The 17178-nt window shown below is 67.2% G+C and carries 8 protein-coding genes; 3 read left to right on the forward strand and 5 right to left on the reverse strand.

Annotation, left to right across the window (positions count from 1 at the left end; all coding sequences use genetic code 11):
* Window positions 1-12: 12 nt before the first annotated feature.
* Entirely contained in the window at window positions 13-2562 is a 2550-nt protein-coding gene (locus tag AC3WP6_RS01800) for a TonB-dependent receptor (RefSeq protein WP_492626085.1), read from the reverse strand.
* 25 nt (window positions 2563-2587) lie between these two features.
* Window positions 2588-5644: a beta-phosphoglucomutase gene (pgmB, locus tag AC3WP6_RS01805; RefSeq protein ID WP_492626086.1), complete on the reverse strand. Its 3057-nt coding sequence runs from the start codon at window positions 5642-5644 to the stop codon at window positions 2588-2590.
* A 259-nt stretch (window positions 5645-5903) separates the two neighbouring features.
* On the opposite strand from pgmB, the gene AC3WP6_RS01810 reads away from it, so the two are divergent.
* Window positions 5904-6863 carry a LacI family DNA-binding transcriptional regulator gene (locus AC3WP6_RS01810; RefSeq protein ID WP_492628622.1) on the forward strand — a complete coding sequence of 320 codons (960 nt, stop codon included), beginning with the start codon at window positions 5904-5906 and terminating at the stop codon, window positions 6861-6863.
* A 213-nt stretch (window positions 6864-7076) separates the two neighbouring features.
* Here the strand turns inward: AC3WP6_RS01810 and AC3WP6_RS01815 are convergent, their stop codons facing one another.
* From AC3WP6_RS01815 to AC3WP6_RS01825, 3 genes are all read right to left on the reverse strand, one after another.
* Window positions 7077-8540, reverse strand: a complete 1464-nt coding sequence (locus AC3WP6_RS01815) for a glutamate synthase subunit beta (RefSeq protein ID WP_492626087.1) — start codon at window positions 8538-8540, stop codon at window positions 7077-7079.
* 10 nt (window positions 8541-8550) lie between these two features.
* Window positions 8551-13239, reverse strand: coding sequence for a glutamate synthase-related protein (locus AC3WP6_RS01820; protein WP_492626088.1), 4689 nt, complete (start codon window positions 13237-13239; stop codon window positions 8551-8553).
* Between the two features lie 251 nt (window positions 13240-13490).
* Entirely contained in the window at window positions 13491-14336 is an 846-nt protein-coding gene (locus AC3WP6_RS01825; protein WP_492626089.1) for an EamA family transporter, read from the reverse strand.
* A 377-nt stretch (window positions 14337-14713) separates the two neighbouring features.
* Here AC3WP6_RS01825 and AC3WP6_RS01830 point away from each other — a divergent pair, with 377 nt between their 5' ends.
* Both AC3WP6_RS01830 and AC3WP6_RS01835 read left to right on the forward strand, forming a co-directional pair.
* Window positions 14714-15283 (forward strand): hypothetical protein, encoded by a 570-nt coding sequence (locus tag AC3WP6_RS01830; protein ID WP_492626090.1) that lies wholly within the window; start codon window positions 14714-14716, stop codon window positions 15281-15283.
* A 138-nt stretch (window positions 15284-15421) separates the two neighbouring features.
* A complete protein-coding gene (locus AC3WP6_RS01835; protein WP_492626091.1) occupies window positions 15422-17131 on the forward strand; it encodes a ShlB/FhaC/HecB family hemolysin secretion/activation protein in 1710 nt (569 codons plus the stop codon).
* Window positions 17132-17178 lie beyond the last annotated feature (47 nt).

The following is a 17178-nucleotide window of genomic DNA, read 5'->3' on the forward strand; positions in this document are numbered from 1 at the left end:
AGCGTCAGGACGTCAGAACTGGTACTTCGCCTGGAACGTGTACTGATGGCCTTCCAGTGGCCGCGCCAGGATCACCCCGTTGGCGCCGGCACCGGAACCGGCAATGCGCGAGTTCGACTCGGTCAGCCCGAGCGTGTCGGTGACATTGGAACCGAGCAGCGTGAATACCCAGTGCTTCTGCCACGTATATTGCGCGCCGAGGCTGAAGTCGGTGTAGCTGCCCAGTTGCTGCAGGGCCAGCTGGTCCTGCGTGTGGTTGCCCACGTACTCCATCGTGAACCACAACCGCAGGGCGCCATCCGCCACCGGCAGGTTCAGCGCCGGCGTCCAGCGCATCTGGAATTTCGGCTGGCGCTGCAACTGCTTGCCCTGGAAGGTGCCGACGAACATCCCGGAAGGGTTGTCCGCCGTGGCCAAGCCGACGAACTCCGCGTTGCCGAGGAAGTTGGTGTAATGGCCGTGCATGATGTCGCCCGACCAGGTCGAGGTGAACATCTTGTCCGGCGTGCTGGCGGTGATGATGAAGTTGAGCCCGTTGGTGGTGGAGCCGTAGGTTTTCTTGGGCCCGAACGGCACGCCGAAGCTCGAAGGCTGGTAGCTCAGGCCGTCGAAGTTGCGGTGGTAGACCGAGATGTCCGAACTCACGTACGGATTCTGGTACTTGAAGCCCGCTTCGTAGTTCTCGACCTTGAGCAGCGGCGGGGTGTCGCCGGTGTTGCTGCCGCGCAGGTCGTCAAAGCCGTTGAAATGCGCACCGCGGTTGGCGCGGGCGTAGACCGACAGGTTGTCCGCCACCTTGTAGGTGGCACCGACCGTCCACGAGGTATGGGTCTTGTTGTAGTTGGTGCGCGAGTACGTGCCATTGCACATCGAGACGCTGTTGTCGTAGAGCGTGTTGGCATTGCCGTCGAGATTCACGCTGCTGAGGTTGCACACCGTGTTGTGCGCGTTCTCGTTTTCGGTGCGCACCGACGCGTCCAGGATCCACGCATCCAGTTTCCAGGTATCGGACAGGTAGAAGGCCTTGTTGGTGGCCACGCCGTTTTCGGTGATGTTGTAGCCGCCGTTGGAGATCACGCCCTGCTTGTCGGTCACCGCATAGGTCTGGCCGTTCTGCACGTAGCTCACCGCGATCGGCGTGGCGTTGGGCGTGTTGGTCATCAGCATCGGGTTGCCGAGCGACCAGCGGTCGTCGTCGGTGTAATGGGCCAAGTACACCCCGGCGGTCAGCGTGTTGCCCTCGAACAATTCCTTGCTGAGGCGGAAATCGTTGATCGCGCTCTTCAGGTTCTTGTGGATATGCCACCAGCCCTGGCTGATCACGTCGGCATTGGGATCGGTGACGAACCCGGTGCCATTGGTGTAGTTGGCGGTGACCGCGGTGCCGGCCGGGACGCCATTGCCGGTCATCCACGACGCCAGCGTCTGCGGGTTGGAACCCGAGAACAGCGCGTTGGTGTCCATGTTGCCGCCGTCCACCAGGAACTTGTCGCTGATGGTCCAGCCGTTGCCGAAGTCCCAGTCGAAGTTGGCGCCAAAGAAGCCGAGCTGCGAACCGCGGCCGTCAGCAAGATCCGCGTTGATCCCGCCACCGGGGTAGCTGGCGAGGTACACGTGTTGCATCGCCTTGCTGTAGTAGGTGCTGGTCAGCGGATCGAAGCCGGGGTAGGCCGAGAAGGTGCCCTGGCCGCTGGTCTGCAGCAGCGGAATCGGGGTGATGAACTGATTCTTGTCGTCCAGGCCGCGCGCCCACAGCACCAGCGAGCCGTTGTCCCAGTCGCGGGTCAGGGTGGCGGTCAGCTGGCCGCCCTTGTCGGCGGCGAACTGCGGATCGCGGATGCCGTCGTTGTCACGGTAGAACCCGCCGACGCTGCCGAACCAGTTGCCGCTGCTGCCGATCGGGAAGCCGTAGAAGCCGTCGATGCGGCGCAGATTGCCGGTGCCAACAGTGGCGCCGATGCTGCCCGAGGGGTGCTCGGTGCCCTGCTTGAGAATGTAGTTTGAGGTCAGGCCAATCTGGCCATCGCCGAACACCACCGAAGGGCCACCCTGCAGAATTTCCACGTGGTCGATGGTGTCGTCAAGCCGGAACATCGAGCTTTGCTCGAAGAACGACAACGACGGCATGCCGTACAGCGGCGTGCCCATGATCTGGTTGGTGTAGAACGGCGCATCGCCGCCACCCGGGAAACCGGCGATCTCGATATTGGCGCCGGTCTGGCCGCCGGTGGATTCCGGCCATACGCCGGGCGACATCTTCAACAGGTCGGCGGCACTGCGCGGGTTGTCCTGCTGGATTTGTGCGGCCGAGGCGGTGGTAATGGAATAGCTGGCGTCGATCTTGCGGACGCCGGCGACGGTAGCGGCACCGGTGACGACCACCGTATCCAGCGATTGCACCTGCTTGCCGTTCTTGGTGGTGTTGGGTGCTTTTGCGACCTGGCTGCTGGCCGGGGTGGCGTTCGGCGCCGCGGGCGTGTCCTGTGCCCAGGCGGCGCCGGTTGCCAGTGCGGCGGCTATGGCGGTGGACAGCGTCAAGCCTTTCATCGATCGTGCGTTCATTGTCGTTCTCCCCATGAGTACCAACTTATGTCGTGGCGTCGGCCATCGGCCGTGCCGGAACGCCGCTTGTCTTGGTGATGCGGTTGATGTCGAACGCGGCGATATTCGGCAACAACACGTCTGCTTCAAACAGCTGCTTCGCATTGCCGATACCCACGGCCAGCATGCCGGCGGCGTGGATACCGGCAATGCCGGCGCGGGCATCCTCGACACCGATGCAAGCCTCGGGCGCTAGCCCCAGGCCCTTGGCGGCGGCGAGAAAGATTTCGGGGTGCGGCTTGGAATGGCGGATGCGGCGCGCGTCGACCACGTAGTCGAACGCGCCCTCGAGCGCCAGGTGTTGCAGCAGCAGGGGCGCGTTGCGGCTGGCCGATGCGAGCGCCAGCTTGAGGCCGGCGGCGCGCACCGACGCCAGCGCGCGGCGTGCGCCCGGCAAGAGGTTGTCCGGCGTGAGCGCCTCCACCAGCTCGACGTAGCGCGCGTTCTTGCGCGCGGCCAGTGCCGCCTTTTCCGCATCGTCGTAATGGTGCGGCGCGCGCTCCAGCAGGATCTCCAGCGAGCCCAGGCGGTCGACGCCCTTCATGCGCTCGGCGATGGTCTCGTCGAAGGGCGCGCCGATTTCCCCGGCCAGGGCTTGCCATGCCGCGCGGTGCAGCACCGCGGTGTCGGCCAGCACGCCGTCGAGATCGAACACCACGGCTTGCACGGCAGGCAGCGCGAAGGGGGGGATCGGCAGCACCAGGGTCTGGCCGCGTTCCAGATGCTGCGCTTGCCGGTAGTGATGGAAGGCCAGTGCCGCGCCTTGCAGCAGCGTGTAGCGCGCCTCGGTGGCGGTGATCTCGACGCGCAGGCGCGCGGCATGCCAAACCACCGCGAAACGGCAACCGCGCCAGGCCGCGGGCAGGCGCGGCGCCAAGTGCAGATGGCCATCGCGTACGCGCAGCCCGCCGAAGCCCCACACCAGCGCCAGCCAGCTGCCGGCCATGGCGGCCATGTGCAGGCCGTGTGCGGCATTGCCGTGCGAGTCGTCCAGATCGACGCGCAAGGTATCGAGGAAATACCGGTACGCCTTGGCGTCGTATCCGACCTCGCTGGCCACCACGGAAAACGTCGAGGCCGACAACGTGGAGTCGTGCAGCGTGAGCGGCTCGTAATAGTCGAAGTTGCGGTGCTTGGCGGCGGGATGGATCGCAGTGCCCGCCAGCGTCAGCGCCAGCACGACGTCGGCCTGCTTGCACACCTGGTGGCGATAAAGGCTCAGCGGGTGGCGGTGCAGCAGCATCGGGCGCAACGCCACATTGCGCATGTCGGCATCGGGAAGGCGCGGCTTGTCGAGAAAACCGTCATCCTGCGGGAACACGCCCAGCGCGGTGTCGACCGGCAGATACATCGTGTCGGCGGCGCGTTGCCAAGCGGCGATTTCGTCCGGCCCGAGCTCGATGCGGCCAACCAGGTTGGCGTAGTCGGAGGGGAAGTGCCCGGCCAGCCAGTCCGCGGTGGCGACCGCGTCGCGCAGGTGCTGTTGCGCCATGCGGTTGGTGTAGTGGTTGTTGTCGACTAGCGCCGAGTACTCGTCCGGGCCGGTGACCTCGCACAGGCAGAACGCACCGCCGCGGCGGGCATCGTGGTGGCCGATGGCGATCCAGATGCGTGCTGTTTCGAACAGCATCTCCGCGCCCATCTGGCGCAGGAACGCCTCGTCGCCCGTCACCGTGACGTACCAGCGGATCGCCCACGCGATGGCGGCGTTGATGTGGTACTGCGCTGAACCGCCGGGAAAGTACGCCGAGCACTCGTTGCCGCTGATCGTGCGCCACGGGTACAGCGCACCGCGCGGGTGGTCCAGCTCGCGGGCGTGGGCGCGCGCCTGGTCCAGCGTGCGGTAGCGCCACGCCAGTAGGTGGCGCGCCATGTCCGGCGCCACCTGGGTCAGCGCCGGCAGCACGAACGCCTCGGTATCCCAGAAAACGTGGCCCTCGTAGCCTTCGCCGGTCAGGCCCTTGGCGGCGGTGCTGAACCCGTCACTGCGGCTGCCGGACTGAAACAGCTGGAACAGGTTGAAACGCAGCGCTTGTTCCACTTCCGCCGGCCCGTCGATGGCCAGGTCGGCGCGCTCCCACAACTGGCGAAACCGTTCCGCCTGGCCGGCAAGCAGGGAGGGGAAGCCCGCTTGTCCGGCCGTGGCCAACGCCGCCCTGGCATCGGTCAGCAGAACAGGGTCCGTTTCCGCGTTGGCACCTGGTTCGGACCACGTCCAGGTTGCGAACTTGTCGAGCACCACGCAGGTGCCCGGTGCAAGTTCGCCGTGGAATGTCTGGCATACGCCGGCAGCGGAGGTGCTTGCTTCGCCGGCAATGAGATGGCTGGTGCTGGACAGCCCGTGCGCCTGCGCGCAGACGAGTCGGATCGCACTGTGGCGGGTATGCTGCGCCACCCACGCACCGGCCGTGTCGGCTGCGCTGGCGTGGGTGGCAAGCCCGCCGTCCACCGCCGCCCCCACGCGTGGGTCGTCGCCTTGGGTGGTGGCGTTGCGCGCGGTGTCGATCGCCGATTCCAGGCGGATCGGCCCGCGGTAATCCAGCGAGCGCACGCGATAGCGAATCGCCAGCAAGGCCGGCCGGTCCAACGGCACCACCCGCTCGGCGGTGATCTCCACTGTGCCGCCGGTCGCCGCCTGCCAGCGCAGGGTGCGCCGGTAGCTGCCGTGGCGCAGATCGAGTTCGCGTTCGCTCGCATGCGCGGCGTCTGTATCCGGGTCGATCCGTTCGTTGCCAAGCCACAACCGGATGCGGCTGGCGTCGGCCACGGGCAGGCGCGTGTCGGTGTGCGCGGCAAACCCGGTGAAGCGCTCGTGGTAATGGATGGGCGAGCGTTCCCACACCCCGACGAGAAAACAAGCTTGCGTCGGGCTGCTGCCTTCTTCGCTGCCAGCGCGTACGCCGAGCGTGCCGTTGGCGAGCACAAACAGGCTTTCGTTGACCGCGCGATCCATTGGCCCGCCATCGCGGCGGTGCAGCCGCCACGCATCGGTTGCCGGAGTGGCTGCCGTGGTGTTGGCGGAGTGGGTGCCTTGGTCGACCATCAGCCGTGTTACTCCTTCGGATACAGCGCAGCCGGCGCCGACGAAGGCGAGCATACGAGCCAATGTTACCGATATCAAGATATCGGTAACATTGGCTTTGCAACGACCTTCTCCGCACTTTTCATGTTGAACGGAGGCGGGTACGCGGCGACACTGGGGCCTCGCCGCTGAGGCGATGGTCGACGCTGATACCGGGAGCCGTGGAACCGTGAGTCCAACCAGGAAGAAGCTGACCGTTGCCGCCGCGGCCACCCCGACCATGGCCGATCTGGCCCGGCTGGCGGGGGTGTCCAAGATCACTATCTCGCGCGCGCTGGCCGACAGTCCGCTGGTGGCGCGCAAGACGCGCGAGCGGCTGCAGGCGCTCGCTCACCAGCAGGGCTATCGGCTCAATGTCAGTGCGCGCAATTTGCGCCTGCGGCGCAGCAAGACGGTGGCGGTGATTGTCGAGATGCAACCTTCGAGCAACCGCACCATGTGGGATCCGTACCCGCTGGCCTTGCTGGGCGGTATCTCGCAGGAGCTGACCTCGGCCGGGTACAGCGTGCTGCTCACTACCCGTCAGGGCATCGCCAATGCCACCATCCAGACCGCCGATGGGCTGATCCTGCTGGGTCAGGGCGAACGCGGCAAAGCCGAATCGCAATACGAGCGCCTGGGCCTGCCGATGGTGGTCTGGGGCGCGGAATCGACCGACGATCGCCACGTCGTCGTCGGCAGCGACAACCAGCAGGGCGGCGCGAGCGTCGCGGCGCGGTTCCTGTCGCTGGGTCGTCGCCACCCGGTGTTCATCGGCAATGTCGAGCACCCGGAGATGGCGCAGCGCCTGCAAGGGTTTGCCGCCGAGCTCGCCAAGCAGCAACTGGAACCTACCGTGATGCCGCCGGCCGGCTGGACGCTCGAGGCGGGCGCCAAAGTCGTCCGCTCGCTGGCCCGGCGCAAGCTCAAGTTCGACGCCATCTTCGCCGGCAGCGACCTGTTGGCGATGGGCGCCATTCGCGCCCTGGTCGAGCTGGGCATTGGCGTGCCCAACGACGTCTCCGTTGTCGGCTACGACAATACTCCGCATGGCGCGGGCTTTTTGCCGCCGCTTTCCAGCGTCGAACAGGATTGGCAGGAAGGCGGCGTGCTGCTGGCGCGCAAGGTGCTCGCGCTGATCGACGGCAACCCCGCGCCGTCACAGATGCTTCCCGCCCGCCTGATCGTGCGCGATACCTGAGGCGCGAAGGCGGCGGGCTCCGGGTTGTCGTGGTCGGGGCCACCCGAGTCGCCGGGCATCGTCGGGGGTGCGGGAAGGCGCCGTCCGCGCACGTCCGCTGGACGCCGCGGCGCCGTGTGTCCCGCCGCCGGCAGGGTGCGACGTGGCAGGCTCAGTGATCAGGGCAACCGTTGGTCGCCGCTTTCCACGGACTCGCCGATCTACCGGGCGAACTCAGCGCGGCAGCACGCTCGTGCCCATCAGGAACTCGTCCACCGCGCGGGCGCATTGGCGGCCCTCGCGGATCGCCCAGACCACCAGCGACTGGCCGCGGCGCATGTCGCCGGCGGTAAACACGCGCGGCACGCTGGTGTGGTAGGGGTTCACGCCTTCGCTGATGGCCTTGGCGTTGCCGCGCTTGTCCTTGGCGACGCCGAAGGCGTCGAGCACTTTTTGCCGGGGCGAGACGAAGCCCATCGCCAGCAGCACCAGTTGCGCCGGAATCTCGAACTCCGTATCCGGCAGCTCCTTGAACTCGCGGCCGTGGAATTCGAGGCGCACGGCGGTGAGGCTCTTGACGTTGCCGTGGCCGTCGTCGTTGAAGCGCTTGGTGCCCACCTTCCAGTCGCGTTCGCAGCCTTCCTCGTGCGAGCTCGACGTGCGCAGCTTGAGCGGCCAGTAGGGCCAGGTCAGCAGTTTGTTTTCCTGCACCGGCGGGCGCGGCATCAGCTCGAACTGGGTGACGCCGGTGCAGCCCTGGCGGTTGGAGGTGCCGACGCAGTCCGAGCCGGTGTCGCCGCCGCCGATCACGATCACCGGCTTGCCGGTGGCGAGGATCTGGTCGGTGAGCGTGTCGCCGGCGTCGACCCGATTCTGCTGCGGCAGGAAATCCAGCGCAAAGTGCACGCCGTTCAATTCGCGGCCGGGCACCGGCAGGTCGCGCGGGGTTTCCGAGCCGCCGGAGAGCACCACCGCGTCGAACTCGCGTTCGAGCTCGGCCGGGGTGACGGTCTGCGGCTGGCAGAAGCCCATCGCGTCCTCGGGGTTGCCGATGTAGACGTTGGTGCGGAACACCACGTCTTCTTTTTGCATCTGGTCGATGCGGCGGTCGATGTGGGTCTTTTCCAGCTTGAAATCGGGGATGCCGTAGCGCATCAGGCCGCCGATGCGGTCGTTCTTCTCGAACACGGTGACGGCGTGGCCGACGCGCGCCAGCTGCTGTGCGCAGGCGAGCCCGGCCGGGCCGGAACCGACCACGGCGACGCGCTTGCCGGTCTTGACCGCGGCGCGCTGCGGCACCACCCAGCCTTCCTCCCAACCCTTGTCGATGATCTTGTGCTCGATCGACTTGATGCCTACCGGGTCGGCGGACAGCCCCAGCGTGCATGCGGCTTCGCACGGCGCCGGGCAGATGCGCCCGGTGAACTCGGGGAAGTTGTTGGTGGACAGCAGCGAGTCGAGCGCGCGCCTCCAGTCGGCCTTGTAGACGAGGTCGTTCCAGTCCGGGATCTTGTTGTTGACCGGGCAGCCGTTGTGGCAGAACGGGATGCCGCAATCCATGCAGCGCGCGGCCTGTTTGCGCGCGGTCTCGTCGTCCATCTCGGCGACGAATTCGTGGAAATCCTGCTTGCGCTCGGCGATCGGCCGGATCGGCTCGGGCTGGCGCGGGATTTCGAGAAAGCCGGTGATCTTGCCCATGGCGTGGCCCTCAGACGGTGGTGGTGGCAGCGGCGCGAACGGCAGCGACTTCGATCAGCGCGCGCCGGTAGTCGGTCGGCATCACTTTGATGAAGCGGCCGCGCATCGTCGGCCAGTCGGCGAGGATTTCCTTGGCGCGGAAGCTGCCGGTGTAGCGGAAGTGCGCCTCCAGCAGCCGGCGCAGGATCGCCTCGTCGGTTTCCGCTGCCGCCAGGCTGCCGCCGATGCGGTGCCACTGCGCACGTTCCATGCGCACACCTTGTTCCACGCCGGAAAGCACCGGTTCGAGCGCGACCATGGCCAGGTTGCAACGCGCCTCGAACTGGTTGTGCGGGTCGTACACGTAGGCGACGCCGCCGGACATGCCGGCCGCGAAGTTGCGCCCGGTTTCGCCGAGCACGACCACGGTGCCGCCGGTCATGTATTCGCAGCCGTGGTCGCCGACGCCCTCGACCACCGTGATCGCGCCGGAGTTGCGCACCGCGAAACGCTCGCCGGCCACGCCGTTGAAATACGCCTCGCCGCTGGTGGCGCCATAGAGCAGCGTGTTGCCGGCGATGATGTGGTCCGGGCCGAACCCGTGGAAGTCGTTCGGCGAGCGCACGATGATGCGGCCGCCGGATAGCCCCTTGCCGACGTAGTCGTTGGCCTGGCCGACGAGATCGAAGGTGATGCCGTGGGCGAGGAATGCGCCAAAGCTTTGTCCGGCGGTGCCGCTCATCTGCACGTGGATGGTGTCGTCCGGCAGGCCCGCCTGGCCGTGCAGGCGCGCGAGCACGCCGGAGAGCATCGCGCCCACGCTGCGGTTGGCGTTGCGGATGTCGACGATGAAGCTGGTCTTTTCGCCATGCTCGAGCGCGGCCTTTGCCTTGTCGATCAGCGCGTGGTCGAGGGCGCCGTCGAGCTGGTGATCCTGGTGTTCCACGTGCCGCCACGCAGTGCCTTCCGGCACCTGCGGGCGATGGAACACGCGCGAGAAATCCAGCCCGCGCGCCTTCCAGTGCTCGATGCCGACGCGGGTGTCCAGGAGATCGGCGCGGCCGATCATGTCGTCGAACTTGCGGAAGCCGAGCTTGGCCATCAATTGGCGCACTTCCTCGGCCACGAAAAAGAAGTAATTGACCACGTATTCGGGCTTGCCGTTGAAGCGCCGGCGCAGCTCGGGGTTCTGCGTGGCGATGCCGGTGGGGCAGGTGTTCAACTGCCCCTTGCGCATCTGGATGCAGCCCTGGGTGACCAGCGGTGCGGTGGCGAAACCGAACTCGTCGGCGCCGAGCAGCGCGGCAACCACCACGTCGCGGCCGGTTTTCATTTGGCCGTCCGCCTGCACGCACACGCGGCCGCGCAGGCGGTTCAGCACCAGCGTTTGCTGGGTTTCGGCCAAGCCCAGCTCCCATGCCGAGCCGGCGTGGCGGATCGACGACCACGGCGAGGCGCCGGTGCCGCCGTCGTGGCCGGCAATCACGATGTGGTCGGCCTTGGCCTTGGCGACGCCGGCCGCGACCGTGCCCACGCCCACTTCCGAAACCAGCTTCACCGACACGTCGGCCTGCGGGTTGCAGCTCTTCAGGTCATGGATGAGCTGGGCGAGGTCTTCGATGGAATAGATGTCATGGTGCGGCGGCGGCGAGATGAGCCCTACGCCGGGCACCGAGTGGCGCAGCTTGGCGATGTACGGCGATACTTTGTGACCCGGCAACTGGCCGCCCTCGCCGGGCTTCGCGCCCTGCGCGATCTTGATCTGGATCTGGTCGGCGGAAACCAGATACGCCGCGGTGACGCCGAAGCGCCCGGAGGCCACCTGCTTGATGCGCGAGCGCAGCGAGTCGCCGGCCTTCAGCGTGAGATCGCGCACGATGTTCTGCTTGCCGAGGATCTCGGCCAGCGTCTCGCCTTCCTTGATGGTGTCGCCGCGCATCTCGCGCCGGTAGCGTGCCGCGTCCTCGCCGCCTTCGCCGGTGTTCGACTTGCCGCCGATGCGGTTCATTGCCACCGCGAGCGAGGTGTGCGCCTCGGTGGAGATCGAGCCGAGCGACATCGCGCCGGTGGCGAAGCGCTTGAGGATGTTCTCGACCGGTTCCACCTCGTCGATCGGCAGTGGGCCGTCGGTGTTGAACTTGAACTCGAACAGCCCGCGCAGCGTCATGTGCCGGCGCGTCTGGTCGTTGATGATGTCGGAGTATTCCTGGTAGTCGTGCGGGTTGTTGGCGCGCGTCGCGTGCTGCAGCTTCGCGATCGCGTCGGGCGTCCACATGTGTTCCTCGCCCTGCACGCGCCAGGCGTAGTCGCCGCCGTCGGCGAGCGCATCGGCGAGCGTCGGGTCGTCGCCCCACGCGGCCGCGTGCTGCTGCAAGGCTTCTTCGGCGAGCTGGAACAGGCCGATGCCTTCGATGTTCGACGTGGTGCCGGTGAAGTACTTGTCCACCAGCTCGCGCGACAGGCCCACCGCCTCGAAAATCTGCGCGCCGGTGTAGGACATGTAGGTGCTGATGCCCATCTTGGACATCACCTTCTGCAAGCCCTTGTTGATCGCCTTGACGTAATGCGCGATCGCCTTGTCGGCGGTGACGCCGTTCGGCGCATCGGCGTAATGGCGTTCGAGCGTTTCCATCGCGAGGTAGGGGTGGATTGCCTCGGCGCCGTAGCCGGCGAGCAGCGCAAAGTGGTGCACCTCGCGCGCCGAGCCGGTTTCCACCACCAGGCCGGTCGAGGTGCGCAGGCCGCGCGCTACCAGGTGCTGGTGCACCGCCGAGGTGGCGAGCAGCGCGGGGATCGCCACCCGCTCACGGTCGGCCTGGCGATCCGACACGATGAGGATGTTGTGGCCCTGCTTGATCGCATCCACCGCCTGCGCGCACAGCGAAGCCAGCCGCGCCTCGATGCCTGCCGCGCCCCAGGCCACCGGGTAGGTGATGTCCAGCGTGTGGCTGCGGAACTTGTTCTTGGAGTAGCGCGCGATCTTGCGCAGCTTCGCCATGTCGGCAAAGCCGAGCACCGGCTGCGTCACTTCCAGCCGCAGCGGCGGGTTGATGTTGTTGATGTCCAGCAGGTTCGGCTTGGGCCCGATGAACGAGGTCAGGCTCATCACCAACTGTTCGCGGATCGGGTCGATCGCGGGGTTGGTGATCTGCGCGAAGGTTTGCCGGAAATAGTCGTACAGCGAGCGGTTCTTCGACGACAGCACCGCCAGCGGCGTGTCGTTGCCCATCGAGCCGAGCGCTTCCTGGCTGTTTTCCGCCATCGGCAAGAGCTGGAATTTCAGGTCTTCCTTGGTGAAGCCGAACGCCTGCTGGGCATCCAGCAGGCTCGCTTCGCTGCGCGGCTCCGGGCGTGGCGCGACGAGGTCGTCCAGACGCACGCTGATGCGCTTGATCCATTGCTTGTACGGGCGCGCGTTGGCGAGCTGATCCTTGATCTCCTGATCGTCGATGATGCGCCCGGCAGCCATGTCGATCAGCAACATCTTGCCCGGCTGCAGGCGCCATTTCTTGACGATGCGCGACTCCGGGATCGGCAGCACGCCAGCCTCGGAGGCGAGCACGACCAGATCGTCGTCGGTGATGACGTAGCGCGCCGGGCGCAGGCCGTTGCGGTCGAGCGTGGCGCCGACCTGGCGCCCATCGGTAAAGGCGATCGCCGCCGGGCCGTCCCACGGCTCCATCATCGCCGCGTGGTACTCGTAGAACGCGCGGCGGTTGGCGTCCATCAGCGTGTGCTGCTCCCACGCTTCCGGAATCATCATCATCATCGCGTGGGCGAGCGGGTAGCCCGCCATGGTCAGCAGTTCGAGACAGTTGTCGAACGAGGCGGTATCGGACTGGCCGGGGTAGATCAGCGGCCACAGCTTCGGCAGGTCGTCGCCGAGCACCGCGGAGGAAATCGCGCCGGTGCGCGCGTTGATCCAGTTGACGTTGCCCTTGACCGTATTGATCTCGCCGTTGTGGGCGATCATGCGGTACGGGTGCGCCAGCTCCCACTCGGGGAAGGTGTTGGTGGAGAAGCGCTGGTGCACCAGCGCCAGCGCGGAGACCGCGCGCGGGTCGGCCAGGTCGCGGTAGTAGCGGCCCACCTGGGTGGAGAGCAGGAGGCCCTTGTAGACCACGGTGCGGGTCGACATCGAGGTGACGAAGTACTCGCCGCCGTACTTCAGGTCGAGCGCGCGGATCGCATGGCTGGCAGTCTTGCGGATCACGTAGAGCTTGCGCTCGAGCGCGTCGGGCACCATCACGTCCGGCCCGCGGCCGATGAAGATCTGGCGGATCACCGGCTCCTTCGCCTTGACCGTGGGCGACATTTCCATCGCATGGTCGACCGGCACGTCGCGCCAGCCGAGCAGCACCTGGCCCTCGGCCTTGACCTTGCGCTCCAGCTCTTGTTCGCATGCCAGCCGCGCAGCCTTTTCCTTCGGCAGGAAGATCATGCCCACGCCGTATTCGCCCGGCGGCGGCAGGGTGATGCCCTGCAGCGCAAGCTCCTCGCGATACAGCGCATCGGGGATCTGGATGAGGATGCCGGCGCCATCGCCCATCAGCGGGTCGGCCCCCACCGCGCCGCGATGGTTGAGGTTCTTCAGGATCGCGAGCCCCTGGTCGATGATGGCGTGGCTTTTGTGCCCCTTGATGTGGGCGACAAAACCGACGCCGCAGGCGTCGTGCTCGAAGCGCGGGTCGTACAGGCCCTGGGCATGCGGGTGGCTCATATCTCTTCTTCCAAGGGAAGCTGCGGCATCATTGAATATACTGCACCGCAGCAATCGCGCAAGCAGACCAGTGAAAAAAATCGCGTATGGCCGTTTATAGGGCCAAACGATTCACGCTGTCGCTAGGACTTTTTCGGGTTGGACCGCGGTTTGCCGGCGTTCGGCCCGGTGCAGGCGCCGGCGGCGGAGCGGCAGGCGCCTGACCGCATTGGGTGCGGAGCCAGGCAAAGCACCCGCGCCATTCGCCGCGCTCAACCGCGGGTGAGCAGCCCGATGGCGACCAGCGCCAGCGCGACGCCGGCCAGGTTCAGCCGGCTCAGACGTTCGCGAAACACCAGCACGCCGGCCAGCGCGCCAAGCATCACCACGCCGAGATTCATGCTGGCAAACACCAGCGCCGGATGCTCCGGCAGTGCGCGATGCGCCTTGAGGTAATACAGGATGTTGCCGAAATTGCAGGCACCGAGTGCCGCCCCGCCAAGGGCGCTGCGCCGGTTGAAGCGTCCGCGCGAGTGCCAGGCCGCCAGCGCAAAGGCCACCGGCAACGCCAGCGTGAACATGGCCAGCAACGCACTGCCGAGCGGTACGCCGGCGGCGGCCACGCGCTTGAACAGCACGTCGATCGCGGCAAAACCGACGAATACCGTGAGCGGCCAGACCCACGCCGCCCGTCCGTCGCTGCGGGGATGCCCGTGGCGCCACACCATGCCGATCAGCGCGGCAAGGCCAAGCCCGCAGCCGGCGAGCTTCCAGCCGTCCAGCCGTTCGCCGAACAACACAAACGCCGCGATCAGCGAAAGCAGTAGCGACAACCGCTGCGCGGCATCGGAGCGCACGATGCCGGCGTGCCGCACCGAGGCGCCCAGCGCCACAAAGATCGTCGGCAGCAACAGCGCGAGTGCCACCAACGCCGGCCAAGGGGTGGCCGGCGTGCGCAGCGGCGCCAGCGAGGGCGCCAGCAGCCACGCGGCAAGCAGTGCCGCGACCACGTAGTTCCACGCCACCGCCTGCGGCACATCCACACCGTGCCGTTTCGCCAGCTTGAGCAGCACCGACACCAGCACGCTGCACACTGCGGCCAGCAGCACGTAGATCATCGCGACACCCGCGCAAACGGAAGCGGGGAGGGTACACCACGCCGTGGCGCTGCCGGTTGACGACAACCCGCGTGCACCGGGTGGAAGTGCCTGCGCACGGGTGGCGAATGCGGGGGCGGCTCAACCGGAACGTTGATCCCGTGCGCGGTGGGAACCAAGTGGCGGCTGACCGGTCTGCTGCACGTCTTGCCAGCACAGGGAAGGTGGGCCGCCGCATATCGAACGCCATCGGGTTTGCTCGGGTTGATCGAATCCGCGAAGGGCTGTCTGCCCGACGCGCGGTGGCCGTGGCAGTCGTCGTGGCATGGCATGCCGGGCTGTTGATGTTGCTGCTGAGGCCTGCGGCATTTCGGCAGCGGTCGGCAGGGCGAGTGGCCGTGGATACTCGCAGTGCCTTGCAGGTGCGCTGGCTACCCCGGATGCCGGCGATGCCGCGGCATCCGGCACCGGCCACGGCAGTGGCGCGCGCAAAGTCGGTAACCCGGGCGCGTGCGACCCGTGCAATCCGCACGGTGCAGGCGGTGGCGCCGGTTGCCGCATCCGCCAGCACGAGGCCGTTCGTCGCGGCGCCCGCTGCGCATCCGCTTTCTACACCGTTGCCTGCGCCCGATTACGTGCCCGGCCGCCGCCGCCTTGCCGCACCGGAATGGCAACACTCGCGTCCACGCCTGCCGGGCAGTCGCGAGCCGGCGCATGGTGCGCCACTGATCGCCATGGCCGACCCGCGCACCCAGGGCGCCGCCGGCGTCGTGCGCTTCATCGGCACCTTGGCCGGTGCAGTCGACCCGCACTGCGTGGACGTCGATGCCTGGCGCGGCATGACTGCCCGCGAACGCATCGCGCACCACGTCGATCCCGATGCGATCACCGCCACCGTCGAGCGCTACGGCTGCGCACCCCCGCCGGCGCCGCCGGGGAGCCCGGCGTACTTGCGGACTTCACGCTGAGCGTTAGCCCAGCGCCTACAGCCAGATGTGGTGCAAGTCCTGTACGCCACGCACGGGTGGTGGCTATGATCGCGTCGGTCCGCACCAAGGGTGGTAGGAAACCGGATTTCGACGGGCGGGAAGGGTCACAGGATGGTGATGAGCAACGACGGTACGCGCCGTACGGGTGTGTGCGCGTGGTATCGCACAGGGGTATGGGTGCTTGCGGTGGCGGCCAGTGCGGCTGCGCCCGCGTCGTGGGCGCAAACGGCTTCGGTTCAGCAGGCGCAGCACGAGGGCGCGCGGCAGCAGGCACAACAGCGCGAGGCGTTGCGCCTCGCGCCGGACGTGCGGTTGCCGACCGCGGCGGGGAGCGATTACCACCTGACGACGGTTCCGGCGGAAACCCCGTGTTTCCGCGTCGACACAGTGCGGCTGGAAGGTGCACATCGCGAGGGCTTCGGCTTTCTGCAGAAGTATCTCGACGGCTATCGCCATCGTTGCCTCGGGCAGCAGGGATTGCGCCTGCTGGCGCACCGGGCATCGGATTTGCTGCTGGCCCGCGGCTATGTCACCAGCCGCTTGGTGGTTCCGGAGCAGAACCTCGCCACCGGCCATCTGCGTGTGGTGCTGCTGGCCGGCACGGTTGCGGCGGTGCGTCTTGCGCCGGGTTCGGCCGCGGTGGACTGGCGCAGCGCCTTGCCGATCCGTCCCGGCGACGTGCTGAACCTGCGTGCGATCGAACAAGGCCTTGAACAGCTCAAGCGCGTGCCCGCGCAGGACGCGAAGATCGACATCGCTCCCGGCGCGCGTCCGGGCACCTCCGACCTGGTGCTCACCGTCACGCGCGGCAAGCGCTGGCGCGTCGTCGCCAATCTCGATGACAGTGGTGCCGACAGCACCGGCAAGGAACAGGGCGGCCTCACCCTCGCTATCGATCAGCCGTTGGGCATCAACGATCTGCTGAGCGTCGGCTATACCCACAGCCTCGGGGACCTCAGCCGCAGCCAGGGCACCCAGGGCAGCCGTTTCCAGTACAGCGTGCCGTGGGGCAACTGGACCTTTGCCCTGGCGTCCATGCGCTACGGCTATCGGCAGACGATCTACGGCGCGGTGCAGTGGTTTGCCTACACCGGGACCTCGAACACCACGTCCACCAGCGCCACGCGCCTGCTGCATCGCGATGCGCACAGCCGCACCGCGCTGGAAGCGACGCTCACCACGCGCGGCGAACGCAGCTACATCGACAGCGTGCAGATCCAGACCCAGCATCGGCAGGTGACCTCGGCAGAACTGGCGCTGATCCAGCGCCGCTACCTCGGCCGCTCACAACTCGACCTGCGCCTTGCCTATCGCTGGGGGGTGCCGTGGCTGGGCGGGCAATGGCGACCCAGTGTTGCAGGCGGTCCCAGCAACCGCTACGGCTTTGCCACGCTGGACGCTGGCCTGAGCACACCGTTCCAGGTGTTTTCCGTACCGTTGGCGTGGCTTTCCGAGCTGCGCGTGCAGGCCACCGGCGACACGCTCTATGCCGAGGACGATTTGGCCATCGGCGGCCGCTACACGGTGCGCGGGTACGACGGCAACAGTGCGCTCGCCGGCCGGCATGGCTACTACTGGCGCAACACACTCAGCTTGCCGCTGGGTGGCAGCAGCGCCCAGCTTTATGGCGGCGTGGACCTGGGCCGGGTCGGCGGCGACGCCTTGCGCGGCTTCGGCAGCCACCGCTTGAGCGGTGCCGTGGTCGGCATACGTGGCGCGCGCTACGGCTTGGCCTGGGATGTGTTCGCCGGTTGGCCGCTTGCGGCGCCGCACGGTTTTCCGGTGCGTCGCCCGAGCGCCGGCATGCAATGGATTTACACCTACTGACCCGCATGGCGCCGCCGGGCGCGGCCATGTCTCGCGTCGGTGCGACA

Source organism: Rhodanobacter sp. FW106-HT46G03 (assembly GCF_058789895.1).